This window comes from Nocardioides convexus, assembly GCF_011090295.1.
This window is the reverse complement of the sequence record NZ_JAAMYA010000001.1, coordinates 3024043-3043598: the sequence shown is the minus strand read 5'-3', so window position 1 is coordinate 3043598 and position 19556 is coordinate 3024043. Positions and strand designations below refer to the sequence as shown.

At 72.8% G+C, this 19556-nt stretch carries 25 protein-coding genes and 7 pseudogenes; 18 read left to right on the top strand and 14 right to left on the bottom strand.

Annotation, left to right across the window (positions count from 1 at the left end; translation table 11 throughout):
- The first annotated feature begins 13 nt into the window (after positions 1-13).
- Complete coding sequence (locus G5V59_RS22770; protein ID WP_278257972.1) at positions 14-853, top strand: hypothetical protein; 840 nt, start codon at positions 14-16, stop codon at positions 851-853.
- Here the strand turns inward: G5V59_RS22770 and G5V59_RS22765 are convergent.
- Both G5V59_RS22765 and G5V59_RS22760 read right to left on the bottom strand, forming a co-directional pair.
- Positions 843-1757, bottom strand: a complete 915-nt coding sequence (locus G5V59_RS22765) for a cation diffusion facilitator family transporter (protein ID WP_278257971.1) — start codon at positions 1755-1757, stop codon at positions 843-845. The two genes, G5V59_RS22770 and G5V59_RS22765, sit on opposite strands and share 11 nt — an antisense overlap.
- Positions 1757-2128, bottom strand: coding sequence for a metalloregulator ArsR/SmtB family transcription factor (locus G5V59_RS22760; protein ID WP_278257970.1), 372 nt, complete (start codon positions 2126-2128; stop codon positions 1757-1759). The genes G5V59_RS22765 and G5V59_RS22760 overlap by 1 nt, the downstream gene beginning before the upstream one ends.
- A 62-nt stretch (positions 2129-2190) precedes the next feature.
- Here G5V59_RS22760 and G5V59_RS22755 point away from each other — a divergent pair, with 62 nt between their 5' ends.
- A complete protein-coding gene (locus G5V59_RS22755) occupies positions 2191-3153 on the top strand; it encodes a hypothetical protein (protein WP_278257969.1) in 963 nt (320 codons plus the stop codon).
- 12 nt (positions 3154-3165) lie between these two features.
- On the opposite strand, the gene G5V59_RS22750 is transcribed toward G5V59_RS22755, so the two are convergent.
- Positions 3166-3591 carry a TetR family transcriptional regulator gene (locus tag G5V59_RS22750; protein WP_278257968.1) on the bottom strand — a complete coding sequence of 142 codons (426 nt, stop codon included), beginning with the start codon at positions 3589-3591 and terminating at the stop codon, positions 3166-3168.
- Positions 3592-3737: 146 nt separating this feature from the next.
- Here G5V59_RS22750 and G5V59_RS22745 point away from each other — a divergent pair.
- The 4 genes and pseudogenes from G5V59_RS22745 to G5V59_RS22730 form a co-directional block, all read left to right on the top strand.
- Positions 3738-4289: pseudogene (locus tag G5V59_RS22745) on the top strand (SDR family NAD(P)-dependent oxidoreductase); the annotation flags it as partial.
- Between the two features lie 112 nt (positions 4290-4401).
- The gene (locus G5V59_RS22740; protein ID WP_341351290.1) at positions 4402-4527 is read left to right on the top strand and encodes an SDR family oxidoreductase; all 126 of its coding nucleotides are present in this window, start codon (positions 4402-4404) and stop codon (positions 4525-4527) included.
- 426 nt (positions 4528-4953) lie between these two features.
- Complete coding sequence (locus G5V59_RS22735) at positions 4954-5664, top strand: DUF5938 domain-containing protein (protein ID WP_278260006.1); 711 nt, start codon at positions 4954-4956, stop codon at positions 5662-5664.
- A 200-nt stretch (positions 5665-5864) separates the two neighbouring features.
- A complete protein-coding gene (locus tag G5V59_RS22730) occupies positions 5865-6602 on the top strand; it encodes a helix-turn-helix transcriptional regulator (RefSeq protein WP_278257967.1) in 738 nt (245 codons plus the stop codon).
- A 1-nt stretch (position 6603) separates the two neighbouring features.
- On the opposite strand, the gene G5V59_RS22725 is transcribed toward G5V59_RS22730, so the two are convergent.
- Positions 6604-7545 carry a helix-turn-helix domain-containing protein gene (locus G5V59_RS22725; protein WP_278257966.1) on the bottom strand — a complete coding sequence of 314 codons (942 nt, stop codon included), beginning with the start codon at positions 7543-7545 and terminating at the stop codon, positions 6604-6606.
- Between the two features lie 106 nt (positions 7546-7651).
- Here G5V59_RS22725 and G5V59_RS22720 point away from each other — a divergent pair.
- From G5V59_RS22720 to G5V59_RS22680, 10 genes and pseudogenes are all read left to right on the top strand, one after another.
- Positions 7652-7927 (top strand): annotated as a pseudogene (locus G5V59_RS22720) (FAD-dependent monooxygenase); the annotation flags it as partial.
- A gap of 10 nt (positions 7928-7937) precedes the next feature.
- Positions 7938-8696 (top strand): annotated as a pseudogene (locus tag G5V59_RS22715) (FAD-dependent monooxygenase); the annotation flags it as partial.
- Between the two features lie 383 nt (positions 8697-9079).
- Complete coding sequence (locus G5V59_RS37455) at positions 9080-9451, top strand: hypothetical protein (protein ID WP_341351008.1); 372 nt, start codon at positions 9080-9082, stop codon at positions 9449-9451.
- Positions 9448-10503 carry a maleylacetate reductase gene (locus G5V59_RS37450; protein ID WP_341351007.1) on the top strand — a complete coding sequence of 352 codons (1056 nt, stop codon included), beginning with the start codon at positions 9448-9450 and terminating at the stop codon, positions 10501-10503. Before G5V59_RS37455 ends, G5V59_RS37450 begins: the two co-directional genes overlap by 4 nt.
- Before the next feature lie 48 nt (positions 10504-10551).
- Positions 10552-11412, top strand: a complete 861-nt coding sequence (locus G5V59_RS22705) for a dioxygenase (protein ID WP_278257964.1) — start codon at positions 10552-10554, stop codon at positions 11410-11412.
- Positions 11413-11627: 215 nt separating this feature from the next.
- Positions 11628-12146, top strand: a pseudogene (locus tag G5V59_RS22700) (sigma factor); the annotation flags it as partial.
- Between the two features lie 154 nt (positions 12147-12300).
- Positions 12301-12396: pseudogene (locus G5V59_RS22695) on the top strand (sigma factor-like helix-turn-helix DNA-binding protein); the annotation flags it as partial.
- Between the two features lie 126 nt (positions 12397-12522).
- Entirely contained in the window at positions 12523-12759 is a 237-nt protein-coding gene (locus G5V59_RS22690; RefSeq protein ID WP_278260337.1) for a hypothetical protein, read from the top strand.
- Positions 12731-13516, top strand: coding sequence for a hypothetical protein (locus G5V59_RS22685; RefSeq protein WP_278257963.1), 786 nt, complete (start codon positions 12731-12733; stop codon positions 13514-13516). The genes G5V59_RS22690 and G5V59_RS22685 overlap by 29 nt, the downstream gene beginning before the upstream one ends.
- An 86-nt stretch (positions 13517-13602) precedes the next feature.
- Positions 13603-13878: a hypothetical protein gene (locus tag G5V59_RS22680; protein ID WP_278257962.1), complete on the top strand. Its 276-nt coding sequence runs from the start codon at positions 13603-13605 to the stop codon at positions 13876-13878.
- A 15-nt stretch (positions 13879-13893) separates the two neighbouring features.
- Here the strand turns inward: G5V59_RS22680 and G5V59_RS22675 are convergent, their stop codons facing one another.
- The 6 genes and pseudogenes from G5V59_RS22675 to G5V59_RS22650 all read right to left on the bottom strand — a co-directional run bounded on the left by G5V59_RS22675 (position 13894) and on the right by G5V59_RS22650 (position 16967).
- Positions 13894-14637, bottom strand: a complete 744-nt coding sequence (locus tag G5V59_RS22675) for a hypothetical protein (protein WP_278257961.1) — start codon at positions 14635-14637, stop codon at positions 13894-13896.
- Positions 14634-14861, bottom strand: coding sequence for a hypothetical protein (locus G5V59_RS22670; protein ID WP_278257960.1), 228 nt, complete (start codon positions 14859-14861; stop codon positions 14634-14636). Before G5V59_RS22670 ends, G5V59_RS22675 begins: the two co-directional genes overlap by 4 nt.
- Positions 14862-15231: 370 nt before the next feature.
- Positions 15232-15876, bottom strand: a pseudogene (locus tag G5V59_RS22665) (cytochrome P450); the annotation flags it as partial.
- Between the two features lie 10 nt (positions 15877-15886).
- Positions 15887-16102 carry a cytochrome P450 gene (locus G5V59_RS22660; protein WP_278257959.1) on the bottom strand — a complete coding sequence of 72 codons (216 nt, stop codon included), beginning with the start codon at positions 16100-16102 and terminating at the stop codon, positions 15887-15889.
- 8 nt (positions 16103-16110) lie between these two features.
- A complete protein-coding gene (locus G5V59_RS22655) occupies positions 16111-16572 on the bottom strand; it encodes a cytochrome P450 (RefSeq protein WP_278257958.1) in 462 nt (153 codons plus the stop codon).
- Positions 16572-16967 (bottom strand): hypothetical protein, encoded by a 396-nt coding sequence (locus G5V59_RS22650; protein WP_278257957.1) that lies wholly within the window; start codon positions 16965-16967, stop codon positions 16572-16574. The genes G5V59_RS22655 and G5V59_RS22650 overlap by 1 nt, the downstream gene beginning before the upstream one ends.
- 303 nt (positions 16968-17270) lie before the next feature.
- On the opposite strand from G5V59_RS22650, the gene G5V59_RS22645 reads away from it, so the two are divergent.
- Positions 17271-17666 carry a DoxX family membrane protein gene (locus tag G5V59_RS22645; RefSeq protein WP_278257956.1) on the top strand — a complete coding sequence of 132 codons (396 nt, stop codon included), beginning with the start codon at positions 17271-17273 and terminating at the stop codon, positions 17664-17666.
- On the opposite strand, the gene G5V59_RS22640 is transcribed toward G5V59_RS22645, so the two are convergent.
- From G5V59_RS22640 to G5V59_RS22625, 4 genes and pseudogenes are all read right to left on the bottom strand, one after another.
- Positions 17590-17802: a TMEM165/GDT1 family protein gene (locus G5V59_RS22640; RefSeq protein WP_278260005.1), complete on the bottom strand. Its 213-nt coding sequence runs from the start codon at positions 17800-17802 to the stop codon at positions 17590-17592. The two genes, G5V59_RS22645 and G5V59_RS22640, sit on opposite strands and share 77 nt — an antisense overlap.
- Before the next feature lie 184 nt (positions 17803-17986).
- Positions 17987-18097, bottom strand: a pseudogene (locus G5V59_RS22635) (UPF0016 domain-containing protein); the annotation flags it as partial.
- A gap of 259 nt (positions 18098-18356) precedes the next feature.
- Positions 18357-18518 carry a DUF305 domain-containing protein gene (locus G5V59_RS22630; protein WP_278257955.1) on the bottom strand — a complete coding sequence of 54 codons (162 nt, stop codon included), beginning with the start codon at positions 18516-18518 and terminating at the stop codon, positions 18357-18359.
- Positions 18515-19042 carry a DUF305 domain-containing protein gene (locus tag G5V59_RS22625; protein WP_278257954.1) on the bottom strand — a complete coding sequence of 176 codons (528 nt, stop codon included), beginning with the start codon at positions 19040-19042 and terminating at the stop codon, positions 18515-18517. The genes G5V59_RS22630 and G5V59_RS22625 overlap by 4 nt, the downstream gene beginning before the upstream one ends.
- 87 nt (positions 19043-19129) lie before the next feature.
- Here G5V59_RS22625 and G5V59_RS22620 point away from each other — a divergent pair, with 87 nt between their 5' ends.
- Complete coding sequence (locus G5V59_RS22620; RefSeq protein WP_278257953.1) at positions 19130-19522, top strand: hypothetical protein; 393 nt, start codon at positions 19130-19132, stop codon at positions 19520-19522.
- Positions 19523-19556 lie beyond the last annotated feature (34 nt).

Below are 19556 nucleotides of genomic sequence, written 5' to 3'. Positions count from 1 at the left end.
GGCCGGATCCAGCGTGGGAGAATCGCGCCGTGCTGGGCATCACCGACCTCTCGACGTACCTCGTCGGCCTGGTCCTGATCGTCCTGCTGCCCGGCCCGAACTCCCTCTACGTCCTCTCCGTCGCCGCGCGGCGCGGCGTGCGCGACGGCTACCGCGCGGCGGCCGGCGTGTGGACCGGCGACGCGGTGCTGATGACGCTCTCCGCGGCGGGCGTGGCCTCGCTGCTGAAGGCCAACGACCTGGCCTTCTCGATCGTGAAGTACGTCGGTGCGGGCTACCTCGGCTACCTCGCCTTCACCATGCTGCGCGGCGCGATCATGATGCTGCGCGAGCGGCACCGGGCCGTCCAGGCGGTCCGGGAGGGCGCTCCGGCGCCGGTCCCGGACGAGCGCCCCTACCGCCGGGCGCTGGTGATCAGCCTGCTCAACCCGAAGGCGATCCTGTTCTTCGTCGCGTTCTTCGTGCAGTTCGTGGACCCGTCGTACGCCCACCCGGTGCTGTCGTTCCTCGTGCTCGGCACGCTCGCGCAGATCGCCAGCGTGGCCTACCTCTCGGCGCTGATCTTCGGCGGCACCCGGCTGGCCGATGCGTTCCGCAGGCGCCGCTCGCTGTCGGCCGCGGGCACCTCCGCGATCGGCGCGATCTTCCTCGGCTTCGCCGTGAAGGCTCTCCCTCGCCCACGCCTGACCCACGAACCGTGGCTCGTGGCACCACGAAGTGCCCCTCGTGGCACTGCGAGACGTGGATCGTGGTTGTCATCTCCCACTCCTCGAGGTGCCATCTCCCACACTTCGAGGTGCCATCTCCCACACTTCGTGGTGCCATCTCCCACGGTTCGTGGGCTACCAGCTGACGGCGTCGCAGGCCGAGGAGCGGTAGCCCTCGACCTGCAGGGTGGCGTGCTCGATGTGGTGCTGCTCGCGCAGCACCGCCTGGCCCTGGCGCAACGCGGCCTCGGCGTCGGCGTCCTCGCCGAGGACCAGGTGGGCGGTGGCGACGTTCATCCCGGAGGTCAGCGTCCACACGTGGAGGTCGTGCACGTCGCACACGCCGGGCACCGCGGCCAGCGAGGTGGTGACGGCCTCGATCTCCATGCCGGCGGGGACGTGCTGGCCGAGCACGGCGAGCACCTCGCGGCCGAGCATGACCGCACGCACCGCGACGAAGCCGCCGATCAGGAACGCGACGACGGTGTCCCAGACCCCACTGCCCGTGGCGAGGATCAGGCCGCCGGCCACCAGGACGCCGACGCTGCCGGCGGTGTCGGCGACGACCTCGAGGTAGGCGCCCTTGACGTTGATCGAGTCCTTCGCGCCGGCGCGCAGCATCAGCAGGGCCGCGATGTTGACGAGCAGCCCGAGCAGTCCGACGACGAGCATCGGTCCGGTCTGCACCTCGACGTCCTCGCCCATCCGGGCGATCGCCTCGACGACGACGTAGACCGAGACCCCGAGCATCATCAGCACCGCGAGACCGGAGGCGAAGACCTCGGCCCGGTAGGAGCCATAGGTACGCCGCCCGGTGCTGTCCGCGCGGGTGGCGATCTTGGTCGCGACCAGCGCGGCCCCGAGGGCCACCACGTCCGCGGCCATGTGCCCGGCGTCGGAGATCAGCGCGAGCGAGCCGCTGACGATGCCGACGACGAGCTCGACGACGAAGAAGACGGCGATGATCGCGAACGAGATCGCGAGCCGCCAGCGGTGGCGGCCGCCAGCGCTCGTCGTACCGCCCTGGCCGTGCCCGTGCCCGACGCCCATCACCACTCCTCGTCGCCGTGCAGGGCCGCGGGGCCGAAGTTCGCGGAGAGCACGACGGCCTCGCCGGTCGCCTCCAGCAGCCGCTCCGCGGCGCGCAGGATCGCGGCCGTCTCGGCCGGGTGGGCGAGGGAGAACATCGAGGCCCGCCCGCTCGGCCGCGACCGCACCAGGCCGCAGTCGCGCAGGCAGGCGAGGTGCTTGGAGACAGTGGACTGGGCGAGCCCGAGGTGGTCGGTCAGGTCGACGACCCGGTGCTCGCCGAGCGCGAGGTGCTGCAGGATCGCCAACCGGTTGGGGTCGCTCAGCCCGTGCAGCAGGCAGGCCGCGGCGACCAGCGCCTGGACCTCGCTGCGGGGTTCGACATGATTCATCGCCATGCGACGATGAAAGCACCGTTGGGCGACATCGGTCAAGCGGACCTATGCTCGCCTGCGTGCTGATGCGACCGGCGGAGCTCGAGGCGATCCGCGACGGCCAGGTGGATCTCGCGTTCCGGCGCTGGGACCGGCCCCGGGTCAAGGTCGGGACCCGGCTCCGTACGGCGGTCGGGCTGGTCGAGGTCGTCAGCGTCGAGCAGGTCGCACTCTCCGCGCTGCGCGCCGAGGACGCCCGCCGCGCCGGCGCCGCCTCGCTCGGCGCGCTCAAGCAGGCCCTGGCGGCCCGGGCCGAGCGCCCGGTGTTCCGCGTCGGGCTGCGCTACGCCGGCACCGACCCCCGCGAGAGCCTGCGCGAGGCGCGCCCCGAGCCGGAGGAGGTGCGCACCATCCTCGCCGGTCTCGACCGGCTCGACTCCGCCTCCCCGATCGGCCCGTGGACGCGGGAGACGCTGCGGATCATCGACCGCAACCCCGAGGTGCGCGCGCCCGAGCTGGCCGCCCAGCCTGGACCGGCCGACGGCGGAGTTCAAGCGCGACGTGCGCAGACTCAAGGAGCGCGGGCTGACCGAGTCGCTCGCGATCGGCTACCGGCTCTCCCCGCGCGGCGAGGTGGTGCTCGACAGCGAGGACGGTCCGCGCGAGCGCGCTCCGCGGCGTACCGGCACGCCGTTGCCGCGCACCATCGGCGCCCCCGCCACCCGCGCCCTGCGGGCGGTCGACGTGCACACCCTGGAGACGGTGAGCACCTGGACCCGGCGCGACCTCGCCGCGCTGCACGGCGTCGGGCCGATCGCGCTGGACCGCCTGGAGGCGGCGCTCGCGCAGGCTCGGGCTGGCCTACGCCGGCTGAAGCAGTACCGGCATCAGCGCGCGCACCTGCCGGCGCAGGTCCTCGAGGACGCCCTCGGTGCCGCAGAGGTGGTGGAGCAGCGCCTGCTGGAAGAGGCCGTCGAGCAGGCCGTAGGTCACGTGCGGCTCCATCGACGGTAACCGGCCGGCGAGCCCGGCATAGGTCGTGACGACGCGCCAGATCATGTCGACCAGCGTCTGGTCGATCTGCAGGACGGCCTCGCGCAGCGACTCCTCGAACATGCTCTGGGCGCGCAGGTCGTACCAGAGCCGGTGCATCGGCGCCTCCTCGACGATGGTCTCCACGAGCTTTGTCGGCGAAGAGGTCGACGAGCTCCTGGGCCGTCGTCGCCCGCTCGACCACGTCGTCGTAGCGGTGCACGCAGGACGCCTTGTAGTGCCGCACGCAGTGGACGATCAGTTCCGACTTTGTCGGTGAAGTAGTAGTGCACGACGCCGTGGGAGAACTCCGAGTTGTTCGCGATCTCGCGCAGGCTGGACCGGGCGTAGCCGAGCTCGCCGAGGGTCCGCAGGGCGGACTCGGCCAGTGCGCGGCGGCGCTCGTCGTGCTTGTCGGCAGGCGTACGACGAGCCGGGGCAGTCGTCATGGTGCCGCCGATCCTACCGTCCGAGCCGGGATCTCTGGACGGTCGTCCGAACTTTTTCGGTCGGTCGTCAAGAAAACTCTTGACAGTCGTCAAGGTACCGGGGTTGTGTGGCGCTCATCACCCCATCGACGAAGGAGTCGCTCCCCATGACCGAACCCGAGCTCGCCGGCCGCAGGGCCCTCGTGACCGGAGCCGCCCAAGGCCTCGGCAAGAAGTTCGCCGAGCACCTCTCGGCGGCCGGCGCGAGCGTGGTCGTCGCCGACCTGCAGGACGAGAAGGGCAAGGAGGTCGCGGCCGCGGTCGGCGGCACCTTCGTGCACCTCGACGTCACCGACGACGCCTCGTGGGAGGCCGCGATCGCCCAGGCCGTCGGCGAGACCGGCGGGCTCGACATCCTCGTCAACAACGCCGGCATCGAGATCGCCAGCCTCTTCCTCGACCTCGACCCCGACGTCGCCCGCCGGATCTTCGACGTCAACGTCGTCGGCACCTCGCTCGGCATCAAGCACGCCTTCCGGACGATGCGTCCCGGCGGCGCCGCGGGCAACGGGGGTGTCGTCGTCAACATCGCCTCGGTCGCCGCGACCATCGCGTTCCCGGCGCTGTCGCAGTACTCCGCCTCCAAGTCCGCCGTCGACCGGATCACCCGGATCGCGGCGATGGAGAGCGGCAAGCTCGGTCTGGGCGTCCGGGTCAACTGCATCTACCCCGGCCTCATCCCCAACGAGATGGGCGCCGGGCTCGCCAACGAGATGACCACGCTCGGCCTGTTCCCCTCCGCCGAGGAGGCGGTCGCGGGCGTCGTCGAGCCTGACCCCGTCGGGCCGGCTCGCGACCGAGGACGAGATCGCCGACGCGCTCGTCTTCCTCGCCTCCGACCGCGCCAGGTTCGTCAACGGCATCGGCCTCCCGGTCGATGGCGGCATGGGAATGTGAAGGAGACGCCCACCATGAGCACCAAGCCCGTCGTCGTCTACGGCGCGTCCGGCTACACCGGTCGCCTGGTCTGCGAGTACCTGCGCGAGTACGGCGTCCCCTTCGTCGCCGCCGGCCGCTCCCGGGAGAAGCTCGAGGCCGCGCTGGCCTCGCACGTCGCCGGCGCCGAGACCGCCGACTTCGAGATCGTCGAGGTCGAGAACACCGTGGAGGCGCTCACCGAGGCTCTTCTCCGGCGCCTCGGTCGTCTGCAACACCGTCGGCCCGTTCTCCAAGTACGGACCCACCGTCGTCGAGGCCTGCCTGGCCGCCGGCGCGCACTACCTCGACACCACCGGCGAGCAGGACTGGCTGATCACCTGCGACGAGGAGCACGGCGACGACTTCGCCGCCGCCGGCCTGCTGCTCGCGCCCGGCGTCGCGCACATGTACACCACCGGCGAGATCGCCGCCGAGGTCGCGCTGGAGAAGCCCGGCCTCGACACCCTCGACATCGCGGTGTTCTGGGGCGGCTCACCGACGATCGCCTCGACGCAGACCATCCTCGTCAACGCCTCGACGTCCAAGGCGCACTACCTGCACCAGAACCAGTACGTCGAGTTCGACCCGACCCAGGGGCTGGTCCCGCTCGTCGTTCCTGGTCAGCACGAGCTCGCCCAGTCCCTGCCGTGGGGCGGTACGTCGCACCCGGTCTGGTACCGCAAGGACCCGCGGGTGGCGAACTGCAAGGCCCAGGGCGGCGTCTTCAACGCGGCGCTGATGAACGGCGTCCCGCAGATCGTGGCCGGAGCGCTCGAGGCGACCAAGGACATGACCGCGGAGGAGCGCGACGCCGCGCTCACCGAGACCGCCGCCCAGGTGATGAACCAGATGCCCCCGCGCGAGAACCCGCGGCTCAACAAGTCGCTGGACTCGGTGCACGCCTCCGGTCCGCTCGGCCGGGCGCACGTGGTCATCCACGGCAACCAGAACTACAAGCAGACCGGTCTCCTGCAGGCCTTCGCGGCGTACTGGCTGCTCCAGCGGGCCCCGCTGCGCGTCGGTTTCGCGTCGGGCTGCCAGGCGTTCGGGCATCGCGCGCTGCTCGGCCAGCCTGCTGGAGTTCGGGCTGGTCTCGCCTCCAGTCGTCACCGTTGACGGCTGAGCCTCGGCCGGGCCGGGCGGACGCGAGGGTTGCGCCGCCCGGTCCGGGGGATGCTGGGAGGGTGCCCGATGCCCGCGCGTCCCAGGACCGGCGACCCTGAGCGCCCTGGTCCGGATCGTCGACGACGTCGTCGCCCGCGAGCGGGCGCACCCCCTCGCCCGATCCGAGACTCGGCGCCTCCTGGCGTGCCTTCATGGGGGCCGCGCCCGCGTGGCGCGAGGAGCGCACCGGCCCCTACGGCGTGGCCGTGATCGCGAACATGTTCGCGATCGCGGCCTGGCGCCTGCCGAGCGACTACGACGACCTGGTGACGCTCGCGAACTGGCACGGCATGCACCGGCTGAGCCTGGTCCTGCACCACCTGAGCTCCCGGATCGAGATCGACCGACGGCTCCTGCTCGGCAGTCGCTTCGTGCACGGCCTGGCCCCGACCCACCACGGCCCGCTGCCGGAGCCGGTGGCCCAGCTGTGCCCGCGAGCGGCGATGCTCTTCATGCTCGTCGGCGCCCACGAGGTGGAGCCTGGCCCGGACATCGAGACCCCGGAGGCGTTCGTCCGGCACTTCCTCGAGGAGGGGCTGCCGGAGTGGCGGGCCCAGATCGCGCGGTACGCCGAGGATCCCTGGTCGCCGTACGCCCGGCACCTCGACGCGCTCGCCCAACAGGCCGGGCTGCCGGGGTTCGACGTCACCATCGGTCAGTTCATGCACGAGATGCGTGACCACGCCGAGACCCGCGACCGCGAGATGGTGGCTCGCGAGATCCGGCGGCTGGTCGCCGAGAGCGGCCTCTCGCAGCGGACCTTCGCCGCCCGGCTGGGCACCTCGCCGTCGCGGATGTCGTCGTACTGCACCGGGCAGGTGACCCCCTCGGCCGCCCTGCTGCTGCGGATCCGTCGCCTGGCGCGAGCGGTGGCCTCCCCGGAGGCCTAGGCTAGCTGTGGCCGCTCGCGCGCACCTCGCCGGCGCTCACGCCGAAGCGACGCCGGAACGCCTGGGAGAAGTGCGACGCCGACGTGAACCCGCAGCGAGCGGCGACGTCGGCGGTGCGCTCCGTCGTGCCGGCGGCGAGCAGGCTCCGGGCCAGGTCGAGGCGGCGGGCCAGCACGAGGCGAGGCACGCTGGTGCCGGCGTCGGCGAGCACCCGCGACAGGTGCCGTTCGCTGATGCCGGCCCCGGCAGCCACGTCGGCGGCGCACAGGCCGGGGTCGGTCAGGTGGTCGTCGATGAAGGCGCGCGCGGCCGCCCGGTGGGCCACGGGCAGCGAGCCGCGCTGTCCGGTCGCGAGGACCGAGACCGACTCCAGCACCGCGCGCTCGTCGGCGGGCACCGGCACCTCCGCTGCCACCGCGCGGCCGACCAGGCGCACCAGTGCCCGGGCGTGGGGGTCGGAGTCAGCGCCCGCGGCGTCGAGGACCAGCGGCGCGGCGACCGTGTCCAGCCCGGTGAGACTCGGTGAAGTCCGCGCGCGGGACCTTGACCGCCAGGCTCCTCCAGGCCGTGGCCGAAGCCCCGCACCAGCGGTTGGTCCACGTCGCACAGCAGGAGCCTGGCCCGGCCGCACGACCAGTCGCCCGCCCGCGTGCTCGACGATCGCCTCGCCCCGCAGGGCGGCGTACGCCGCGATGGCGCCGGCCGGGCGGGTGCGCACCATGGCCGCGTCACGGGCGACCGTGTGCGGCGTGCCGGCGACCAGCGCCAGCCGGACCCGGTCGAGCCTGCACGGTGTCCTCGCGGGCCCGGAAGTCGCCGGCCGGGACGGTGCAGGCCAGGCTCGATCAGCGCCTCGGCGTTGTGCCGCTCCCAGGCCGCCACCAGGCTCCTCGTCGGCCAGGTCGGCGACGACGAACCTCCGGACCTCGGGAAAAGGCGCCACCCCGAAATGATGACACGTCAACCACCTGGGCGCCAGAGGTGCGGAAATCCGCCACCTTCGCCCGGCGGTGTGGCGTCCGCCACAGGACCGGGGTCATCGTCGGGCCATGGCTGAGTTCAACGACGGGATCGCCGAGACCGCGCTGCCCACCGTCGAGGACGTCGTCGAGACCGAGGTGCTGGTCGTCGGCTCCGGACCCGGTGGCGCGGCGGCGGCGCTCTTCCTGAGCACGCTCGGGGTCGGCACCATCATGATCACCAAGTACCGCTGGACCGCGAACACCCCGCGGGCGCACATCACCAACCAGCGGGCGATGGAGATCTTCCGCGACCTCGGCATCGAGGAGCAGGTGCTCGCCGACGCCACACCGCACGAGCCTGTGCGGCGACACCGTGTTCTGCACGAGCATCGCCGGGGAGGAGATCGGCCGGATCCACACCTGGGGCACCCGGCCCGACCGCGAGGGCGACTACCGCCTGGCCTCGCCGTGCCTGACCGTCGACATCCCGCAGACCTACCTGGAGCCGATCCTGGTGCGCAACGCCACCGAGCGAGGCGCCCAGGCCCGGTTCTCCACGGAGTACCTCTCCCACGTCCAGGACGACGACAAGGTCGACGTCCGGGTGCGCGACCGGCTCACCGGCCACGAGTACACGATCCGCTGCCGCTACCTGATCGGCGCGGACGGCGCGCGCTCCCAGGTCGCCGCCGACATCGACCTGCCCTTCGAGGGCGCGATGGACATCGCGGGATCGATGAACATCACCTTCAAGGCCGACATCACGGCGTACGTCGACCACCGGCCCTCGGTGCTCTACTGGGTCATCCAGCCCGGCTCCAACGTCGGCGGCATCGGCACCGGCCTGGTGCGCATGGTCCGGCCCTGGGACGAGTGGCTGATCGTGTGGGGCTACGACATCGCCGAGGAGCCGCCCGTCCTCGACGACGCGGAAGCGGCCCGGATCGTGCGGGACCTGCTCGGCATGCCCGACCTGGAGCCGGAGATCACCGGCTACTCGCTGTGGGGCGTCAACGAGATGTACGCGACGCACCTGCAGTCCGGGCGCGTCTTCTGCGTCGGCGACGCGATCCACCGGCACCCGCCGAGCAACGGCCTCGGCTCCAACACCTCGGTGCAGGACTCCTACAACCTGGCCTGGAAGCTGGCCGCGGTGCTGCGCGGGGAGGCGGGTGCGTCGCTGCTGGAGAGCCTACTCCGAGGAGCGGGCGCCGGTCGCCCGGCGGATCGTCACCCGGGCCAACCGGAGTGCCCGGGAGTTCGCCGAGATCTTCGACGCGCTGGGCATCGCCGGGCTCACCGACCCCGAGGAGATGGCCGCGGTCATCGAGCAGCGCAAGGACGCCACGCCCGAGGGCGCGGCCCGGCGAGCGGCGCTGGTGAGCGCGATGGAGCGCAAGAACTACGAGTTCAACGCGCACGGAGTGGAGACTCGGGCAGTTCTACGAGTCGCGAGCGATCCTGTCCGACGGGACCCGGCCGGCACCGAGCCGGGACGAGGATCTCTACCACGTCATGTCCACCTCACCCGGTGCCCACCTGCCGCACGCCTGGGTCGGCGACAACGTCACCAAGCACGCGATGCTGGACCTGGCGCCGTACGACCGCTGGACGCTCGTCACCGGGATCACCGGCCAGGACTGGGAGCCCGCGGCCGAGCAGGTGGCCGCGGAGCTCGGCCTCCGGCTCGCCACGGTGGTGATCGGCCCGGGCCGCGCGGTCACCGACCTGTACTACGACTGGGCCAAGCTGCGCGAGGTCGAGGAGAGCGGAGCCCTGCTCGTGCGCCCCGACAAGCACGTGGCCTGGCGCGCGCAGGCGCTGGCCGAGGACCCCGCCGGCGCGCTGCGCGACGCCCTCGTCCGGGTGCTCGGGAGGTCCGCATGAGGTTCGTCCACGAGACCCTGCCCCAGCGCGTGCGGCTGGCCTCCGGCGAGGCGGCTGCGGCCGTCGCGGAGGAGGTCGCCGCGCTCGGCGCCGAGCGGGTGATGGTGATCGCCTCCACCCGCGAGGCCGGCCTCGCCGCCACCGTGACGGCCGGCCTCCCCGTCGCCCTGACGTACGACGAGGTGGTGATGCACGTCCCCGTCGAGGTCGCCGAGCGCGCCCGCAGCGCAGCGGCCCAGGCCCGGGTCGACGCGATCGTCACCGTCGGCGGCGGCTCGACCACCGGCCTCGGCAAGGCGGTCGCGCTGACCACCGGCCTGCCGCTCCTCGCCGTCCCCACGACGTACGCCGGCTCGGAGGCCACCGACGTCTGGGGGCTCACCGAGGCCGGGGTCAAGACCACCGGCACCGACCCCCGGGTGCTCCCCCGCGCCGTCGTCTACGACGCGACCCTGATGACCGGCCTGCCGGTCGCGCTGTCCGTCGCGAGCGGGCTCAACGCCCTCGCCCACTGCGTGGACTCGCTGTGGGCGCCGCGCGCGGACCCGCTCAACGCCGCGCTCGCCGCGGAGGGTGCCCGGGCGCTCGCCCGGGGCCTGCCAGCCGTCGTCGCCGACCCGGCCGGGCTGCCCGGCCGCGAGCAGACCGTCTACGGCGCCTATCTCTCCGCGGTCGCCTTCGCCTCGGCGGGCTCCGGCCTGCACCACAAGATCTGCCACGTGCTCGGCGGGCGCTACGACCTCCCGCACGCCGAGACCCACGCGTGCGTGCTGCCGCACGTGCTCGCGCTCAACGCCCCGCACGCACCGGAGGCCGACGCCCGGCTGGCCGCGGCCTTCGACGCCCCCACCGGGCTCGCCGGCCTGGAGGACCTGCGCGGCCGGCTGGACGCGCCGCGCGCGCTGCGCGAGCACGGCTTCCGCGAGGAGGACATCCCCGGTGCGGTCGCGGCGATCCTGCCCGTCGTCCCCCCGTCCAACCCGAGCCCCGTCACCACCGAGAACCTCACCGCGCTGCTGCGCGCGGTCTGGGAAGGAGCAGATCCGTCATGAGCACCTCGCCCGAGCAGGAGGCCCGCGAGGAGGAGCCTGGTCGAGGACGTGCGCCGCTCCTTCGCCGGCACCGCCGACCCGCGCCTGCGCACCCTGATGGACGCGCTCGTGCGCCACCTGCACGCCTTCCTGCGCGAGACCCGGCTGACCGAGGAGGAGTGGCAGGCGGCCATCGCCTTCCTCACCGCGGCCGGGCACATCACCGACGACCGGCGCCAGGAGTTCATCCTGCTCTCCGACGTCCTCGGCGCGTCCATGCAGACGATCGCGATCAACAACCTCGCGCACGGCGACGCGACCGAGGCCACCGTCTTCGGGCCGTTCTTCGTCGAGGGCTCACCGCGGGTCGAGGCCGGCGGCGACATCGCCGGCGGGGCGCCCGGCGAGCCGTGCTGGGTCGAGGGCACCGTGACCGACACCGGGGGCCGGCCGGTCGCCGGCGCCCGGATCGAGGTGTGGGAGGCCGACGACGACGGCCTCTACGACGTCCAGTACGACGACGAGCGCACCGCCGCGCGGGCCCACCTGCTCACCGACGACGCGGGCCGGTACTCCTTCTGGGGCATCACCCCCACGCCGTACGCGATCCCGGACGACGGTCCGGTCGGGCGGCTGCTGGCGGCCACCGGCCGCTCGCCGATGCGCGCGGCGCACCTGCACTTCATGGTCACCGCGCCCGGGCTGCGCACGCTCGTCACACACATCTTCGTCGAGGGCGACGAGTCTGGTCGAGCGGGACTCGGTGTTCGGCGTGAAGGACTCCCTGGTCAAGCGCTTCGAGGCACAGCCCGCGGGCACGCCCGCGCCCGGCGGCCGGGTGGTCGAGGGCACCTGGTCGCGGGTCCGCTTCGACATCGTGCTGGCGCCGGCCTGAGAGGTGTCACATCCCGGGCGCGGCCGGTGTCTTGATGGCATGACCAACGAGACCCGCATCCCCCCGATCCCGATGACCGGCCTCTACGGAGCGCTGGTGAAGAAGTTCTCCGCCAAGATGTTCGGCCGCGTGCCGGCGTCCCTCGGCGTGCTCTGGCACCACCAGCCCGCGCTCAAGGCGAGCATGGCCTACGGCCAGAAGGCTGCAGAAGTGGGACACCTGCGACGAGACCCTCAAGACCTACGCGCACATGGCCGTCGCCTCGCTCGTCGGCTGCTCGTGGTGCCTGGACTTCAACTACTTCATGGCCCGCGACAAGGGCCTGGACCTCGACAAGGCGCGGGAGGTCCCGCGCTGGCGCGAGGCCGACGTGTTCAGCCCGCTGGAGCGGCAGGTGCTCGAGTACGCCGAGGCCGCCAGCCTCACCCCGCCCACCGTCACCGACGAGATGGTCGCGCCGCTGCTCGCCGCCCTCGGTCCCGCGGGGCTGATCGAGCTCGACGAACGTGATCGGCTTCGCCAACCTCACCACCCGCAGCAACGTCGCGCTCGGCATCGAGTCCGAGGGCTTCGCCGCCGCGTGCGGGCTGAAGCCGCTCGCCGTAGCCTCGGCCTCATGAGCGACAGCGACCCGTTCGTCGCCCACCGCAACCTGCTCTTCACCGTCGCCTACGAGATGCTCGGCTCCGCCGCCGACGCCGAGGACGTGGTGCAGGAGACCTGGCTGCGGTGGTCGGCGGTCGAGCAGGCCGAGATCCAGGAGCCGCGGGCCTACCTGGTCCGCATCGTCACCCGCCAGGCACTGAACCGGTTGCGCACGCTGGCTCGCCGGCGCGAGGACTACGTCGGCGAGTGGCTGCCCGAGCCGCTGCTCACCGCGCCCGACGTCGCCGAGGACGTCGAGTCTCGCCGAGAGCGTGTCCATGGCGATGCTCACCGTGCTGGAGACGCTCGGGCCCACCGAGCGGGCGGTGTTCGTGCTGCGCGAGGTCTTCGACCTGCCCTACGACGAGATCGGCGCCGCGGTCGGCAAGAGTGCCGCCGCGGTGCGGCAGATCGCGCTCCGCGCGCGCAACCACGTCGCCGCCCGCCGGCCCCGGGTGGACGTGGACCGCGCGGAGCAGCGCGCGGTCGTGGAGCGCTTCTTGCTCGCCGTACGCACCGGTGACCTGCAGGGCCTGATGGACGCGCTCGCGCCCGACGTGCTGCTGCGGGCCGACGGCGGCGGCATCGCCAACGCGATCCGCAAGCCGCTGACCGGTGCCGAGCCGGTGGCCCGGCTGCTGTCGAGGTTCGCGGTCTTCGCCCCCGACGGCCAGCCTGGACCTGGTCTGGCTCAACGGCGCACCGGCCGTGCTCATCCGCGCGCAGGGCGAGCCTGACGGCGGTGAGCTTCGGCCTGGAGGAGGGCCTGATCACCCACCTGTACGTCGTCCGCAACCCGCACAAGGCTCACCGCGCTCGACACCGAGGCGGTGCTCAGCCGCGAGGGTTGAGGCGGCGCGCCATGCTGGAGCCATGCGCGCCGTCATGCACGAAGAGTTCGGAGACCCCGCCCACGTCCTCACCGTCGAGGAGGTCCCCACCCCGGAGCCCGGTCCCGGCGAGGTGCGCCTGCGCACCCTGCTGGCCGCGATCCACAACCACGACCTGTGGACCGTCCGCGGTTCCTACGGCTTCAAGCCCGAGCCTGCCGGCCCGGGCCGGCACCGAGGCGGTCGCGGTCGTGGAGGCGCTCGGCGAGGGCGTCGAGCACCTGCAGGTCGGCCAGCGGGTCGCCAGCGGCGGGGCCTTCGGCGCCTGGGCGGAGCAGTACGTCGCACCCGCTCGCGGCCTGATCCCGGTTCCCGAGTCGATCCCCGACGAGGTCGCGGCCCAGCCTGGTCTCGATGCCGTTCAGCGCGATCAGCCTGCTGGAGTCGCTCGGCCTGTCCGCGGGCGACTGGCTGGTGCAGAACGCCGCCAACGGCGCGGTCGGGCGGATGGTCGCCCAGGCTCGCGGCGGCCCGCGGGATCAACGTGGTCGGCCTGGTCCGTCGTACGGCGGGCGTGGAGGAGCCTGGCCGCGCACGACATCGGCAACATCGTGGCGACCGACACCGAGGACTGGAAGGACCGGGTCCGCGCGATCGTCGGTGACGCCCCGATCAAGGTCGGCGTCGACTCCGTCGGTGGGCCCGCGAGCGGCGAGGTGATGTCGCTGCTGGCCGAGAACGGCGAGCCTGGTGGTCTTCGGCGCGATGCAGTCGCCCACGATGGAGATCGGCTCGGGCGACGTGATCTTCAAGCAGGCCACGATCCGGGGCTTCTGGGGCAGCGTCGTCAGCCGCGAGATGCCGGCCGAGCAGCGCAGGGCGCTCTTCGGCGAGCTCGTCCAGCGCATCGGCGACGGCTCGCTGACCCTGCCGGTGGACCGGGTCTACTCCTTCGACGACGTCCGCGACGCCGCGGCCGCCAACTTCGAGCCCGGTCGCAGCGGGAAGATCCTGCTCAAGCCCTGAGCCCTCGCTCCGTGGTCACCACGAGCTTTGCCGGGGTGGGAGCCGGCCTCGAGGTCGCGGTGCGCCTGCACGATCTCGTCGAAGGCGTACACGTGCCCGATCGGCACCCGCACCCGGCCGGCCTCGACGTCGTCGAGGTAGGCCTGCAGCACCTCGGCCGGCAGGTCGGTCGCGTCGCCGCCGTAGCCGCCGATCCACACCCCGGGCGGCAGGTCGCCGGTCGGGTAGAAGTCCGGCAGGGTCCAGGTGTTCGACAGCATCCCGGTCATGCACGCCACCCCGTGCACACGCAGGGTGGCGGCGGTGTCGAGCAGGGTGGGGGCGCCAACCAGGCTCCAGCGCGCGGTCCACGCCGTCAGGGAAGAGCGCACGCACCTTCGGCGCGATCACGCCGTCGTCGACGACCACGTGGTCCACGCCGATCGCCTCCAGCACGCCCGCACGCGCCGCCGAGCGGGTGGTCGCGACGACGGTCATCCCCCGCTGCTTGGCCAGGATCGTCGCTGCCTGGCCGATCGAGGAGGTGCCTCCGCGCACCAGCAGGGTCTCGCCCGGCTGGGCGTCGAGGCCGACGGTCAGCGAGCCGTGGGCCGTCTGCAGCATCTCCGGCACCGCGCCGAAGGTGGCCCAGTCCAGCCCCGTCGCGACCGGGATCACCTGGCGGACGGGGACGACGGTGTACTCGGCGTACCCGCCGTCGTACTGCCGGCCCATCCCGCCCATCATCGCGACGACCTGCTGTCCCACCGCCAGGCTCACCGCCAGGACACGCGGCCACCTCGCCGGTGGCCTCGATGCCGAGCACCCGCGGGAAGGTGACGCCCTCGGCCAGCCCGATCCGGGTGTGCGGACTCGGAGCGGTTGAGCCCGAAAGCGCGCACGCGGACCAGCACCTGCCCGGGCGCGGGCCGCGGCAGCGGCAGGTCGCGGATCACCAGTCCCTCCGGCGGCGCGGGCGCGGCGTCGAGCACGACGGCGCGCATGGTCGCCGGCAGGCCGGCCGGGGAGTCGGTCAGGAATCGAGAAGCCTCCGGGTCCGGGCCGGACCTAGCCTCGTCGGCATGACGCACATCGAGTACCTCACCATCGAGACCCCGGACCCGCAAGGGGCCCGGTCCTTCTACGCCGCAGCGTTCGGGCCGGACCTGCCGCTGCGCTTGCGCGCCTCGGACGCGCCGACCTCCGGCTTCCGCGGCTTCCACATCTCCCTGACCATGGCCCAGCCCGCCGACGTCGACGGTCTCGTCGAGAGCGCCCTCGCCGCCGGTGCGACCGCGATCAAGCCGGTGACCAAGTCCCTGTGGGGCTACGGCGGCGTGCTGCGGGCGCCCGACGGCACGATCTGGAAGGTCGTCAGGCTCCTCGAAGCGGAACAAGGGCCCGGCCAGCCGCACGATCGAGAGCATCGTGCTGCTCATCGGTGCCGAGGACGTCGCCGCCAGCAAGGCGTTCTACGTCGAGCGAGGCTTCGGCGTCGCGAAGAGCCTTCGGCAAGAAGTACGTCGAGCTCGAGCCCGGCGCCGGCCCGGTCACCCTGGGCCTGCTGCCCCGCAAGGCGCTGGCCAAGGACGCCGGCGTACCGATCGAGGGCAGCGGGTCGCACCGGCTGGCCCTCGCCGGCGGCAGCGCCGCCACCGACCCCGACGGCTTCGCCTGGGAGCCCGCCGAGGTCACGAGCCGGGGCTGAGCCAGGTCGCGCGGAAGCGCCCGCCGCGTGCGGGGATCATCGTCACGTTGCGGCTGATCGCCCGCTCCGGCGCGGGGTCGTCGACGACCAGATCGGTGCGGCGGGCGATCTCGGAGACCACGATCCGCAGGCTCCTCCATCGCCAGCGCGGCGCCCAGGCAGCGCCGGGTGCCACCGCCGAACGGCAGCCACTCGTGGGTGCCCGGCTTGCGGCCGACGAAGCGCTCCGGCGCGAACCGGAAGGGGTCGGGGTAGAGGTCCTCGCGGTGGTGCAGCAGGAGGATGCCGATCAGCACCCGGCTCTGCGCCGGCGCGACGACCTCACCGAGCCTGCCACGGCACCTGCACGCGCCGCCCGACGAGCGGCACCACCGGGCGGACCCGCATCGACTCGGTGATCGTGGCCTCGAGGTAGTCCTCGGGGTCCTCCCCCGAGCGCACCACCTCGCGCAGGCGGTCGTACGTCGCCGGGGTCCGCAGCAGTCGCTCGAAGGTCCACGCGATGGAGTTCGCCGTGGTCTCGTGGCCCGCCAGCACCAGCGTGATCAGGCTCGTTGCGCAGGCTCCTCGTCCGTCAGCGGCGCACCGTCCTCGTCGCGCACGTCGAGCAGCAGGGACAGGATGTCGTGCCGGGCACCGGGCTCGTGGGCCGCGCGGCGACGGGCGATCACGGCGTACATCGCCTTGTCCAGGCGGCCGATGACCCACCTCTGCGGGCCGACCGACTCCTCGCGGTCGAGGTTGAGGAGCTCGCCGAACCGGGCGACCGGCGACACCGAGAGGGCCAGCGTGCGCTTCACGACCTGACGCAGGCGGCTCTCCGCGGGATCGGCGGAGTGCTCGATGCCGAAGACGCCCGACATGATCACGTCGAGGGTGATCGCCTGGGTGGTCTCCGCCATCGGGAACGAGCGGCCGGTGGTCCACCGGTCGAGGTGGCGCGCGGTCGCCTCCTCGATCTGCGTGCGGTAGCGCACGATCGCCTCGCCGTGGAAGGACGGCATCATCAGGCCTTGCGGCGGCGCCGGTGCTGCTGGCCGACCGCGGTGAGGACGGAGAGCCCGACCACCGGTCGCACCGGTGACTCCCCCGCCAGGGAGGGCACCAGCGCGGGGTCGGCGGAGAAGAGCGAGCGGACGTGCTCGGGGTGGGAGGTGACGACCACCGGCTGCGGGTCCAGCAGGCTCGCGAAGGAGAACACGTCGCCGTACCGCGTGCCGGAGAAGAGCTCGCCGCCCATGTCGGCGGCGATCCGCAGGCTCTGGCGCAGCCGGTTGGGATGCCCGATCTGCGGTGCCGCCGGCCCCGTGGCGCCGGCCGCGAGCGGGCCGGCCGTCGAGGAGTCCGGTACGACGGGCGCGAGCCCGCCACCCGCCGGGGAACGCGCGTGCCACGAGACCATCCCGCCATCGTCCTCATCCGGCACGGCCCCGGACAACCGACTCCGGTAGGACTTCTCGGTCTGCGTTCAGCAAGCGCACAGGTTCGGGTGCGAGGCTTTCCGTGAAGTTTCAACCATTCGACGTCCACGACCCGCCTGTCTCGGAAAGGCCCGCCATGAACGCCCTCACTGCTCCCACCCCTGCCCCCGTGCGCGACATCGCCCTGCTGATCGCCCGCATCGGCCTCGGGGTCGTCCTGCTCACCCACGGCATCGACAAGTCTGCGCGCCGGCTTCGGCGCGACCGCCGACGGCTTCGACGCGATGGGGATCCCGCTGCCCGCTGCCGCTGCCGCCTTCGCCCTCGTCGCCGAGATCGGCGGCGGTGCACTGCTGCTGCTCGGCCTGCTCACCCCGCTCGCCGGGATCCTCGTCATCGCCCAGATGGCCGGTGCCTTCTGGTTCGCCCACCGCGGCACCGAGGTGATGTCGGCCGACGGCGGCTGGGAGCCTGGTCGGGCTGATCGCCTTCCTGGCCCTGGTGATCGGCGCCACCGGCGCCGGCCGCTACTCCGTCGACGCGCTCATCGGCGGGCGCCGGACGGAGCCGGCGACCGCCTGAGCGGCCCCCGGCGGGGCCGGCTCAGAGCCAGCCGGCCCCGTCGGCGATCAGCAGGAGCCCGAACAGCGCGAACAGCGCCGCGGCGCCGTACGCGATGACCTTCTCGGGCAGGCGGCGGCCCAGCAGGGCGCCGACGCCGATCGCCAGCGCGTCGGCGGCCACCATGCCGACCGTCGAGCCGATCCAGGTGCCGAACCAGCCCTCCTGGGTGGCCAGCGTGATCGTCGCGAGCATGGTCTTGTCGCCGAGCTCGGCGAGGAAGAAGGCCACACCCACGGCCAGGATCGCCGCACCCGTGGCGTTCTTCGCCTTCTCGGCCTCGTCCTCGGTGAGACTCGTCGCCGCGCAGCGTCCAGAGCGCGAAGAGCAGGAAGGCGACACCGGCCACGATCGCGATCGGGCCCTGGTAGTCGGCGAAGGCGTCCCCGATCAGGGCGCCGATCCCGACCGAGGCCAGGTGGACGAGTGCGGTGGCGGCGGTGATGCCGATCAGCACGTCGCGGGCGCGGTAGCGCGCGGCGAAGGTCATCGCCATCAGGCTGGCTCTTGTCGCCGAGACTCGGCGACGAAGATGACGGCCGTGGAGAGCAGGAAGGCGTACATCGGGTTGTCCTCTCGGCGCGGGCCGAGGGACCTCCGCGAACGGACGCTCTCGACCAGGCGCCCAATTCTGGGTCGGCTGCTGGTCGAAAGTCTCGTCCGCCACCTCGCGGTGGCCTGCCGCACCGGACCCGGAGGTCAGTGTGTCGACGCGGCTGTTGGGGACTACTCCCTTTCGACCGAGGACTCTACCAGCGGCTCACAGCGATCCGAGAATCGTGCGCATCCGCTCGATCTCGGCACCCTGGCCGGTCACGATCTCGCTCGCGAGGCTCGTTGACCTGCACGTCCTCGCCGGCCTGCAGCACCGCGTCGGCCATGTCGATCGCGCCCTGGTGGTGCTGGATCATCCCCCTCGAGGAAGAGCCGGTCGAAGTCCGCGCCGCTCGCCGCGCGCAGCGCGGCCAGCCTGCTGCGCGGTGAGCATGCCGTGCATCGAGGCGTGGCCGTGCGCGCCGTGGTCGAACTCCGCAGGATCGTCCTGGGCGGTCGGGACCTCGATGTTGCGCGCCCGCAGCCAGGCGGCCATCGTCAGGATCTCGGGCCGCTGGGAGGCCAGGACCCGCCGGGCCATCGCCTTCACCGCCGGCGACTGTGCGCGCTGCGGCGCGAGCCGCGCCATCGTCAGGGCCTGCGCGTGGTGCGGGATCATCATCTGCACGAAGGCCACGTCGTCGTGCGCGAAGCCGGCCTCCGGTGCCTCCGCGTCGGCACCGACGGTGCGCGCGTCCTCCCCGGGGCCGCCGGGCTGGAGCACGGTCGACGTGCCGACGTGCGGGCGGTCGTCGTCCTCCTTCGGCAGGCAGGCGGTGGTGAGGGCGAGCAGCCCGGCCAGAAGCAGGGCGACAGGCAGAGACGACCGAGTCCGAGACACCGAGAGCTCCTCGAAGGGGGTTGTGGTGGGCCTCCACCCTAGGCGAGCATCGAGGTTCGGATCCGCATCCAATCTCGGGAGTGAACCATGGCGATCCCTGTTCCCCTGCGCCTGCGCAGGCTCGGCGTCACGGCGCTGGGCGTGCTGGCCCTCGGCCTGACCGCGGCCACCCTGCCGGCTGACGCCCACGACGACCACGGCGACGGCCAGGACCCGTCGGCCTTCTGCCCACCCGGGCACGCCAGCGACACCGCACGCGCCGGCGACAACTTCAAGGCTGGCCTGCCAGCCCGGGCAGGACTTCGCCCGCCTCGACGACAGCCAGGCCGTGCTGAAGCCCGGCGAGATCGACAAGAGCCGCAACGTCGAGTCCGCTGGCGAACCTGCCGAAGTCCGGGCCGTTCGCGAAGGAGTCGTCGTACGAGACCGACCTCGCCTTCCAGGGCGACTACGCCTTCCAGGGCAACTACGACGGGCTGACGGTCTACGACATCCGCCAGCCGCGCAGGCCGCG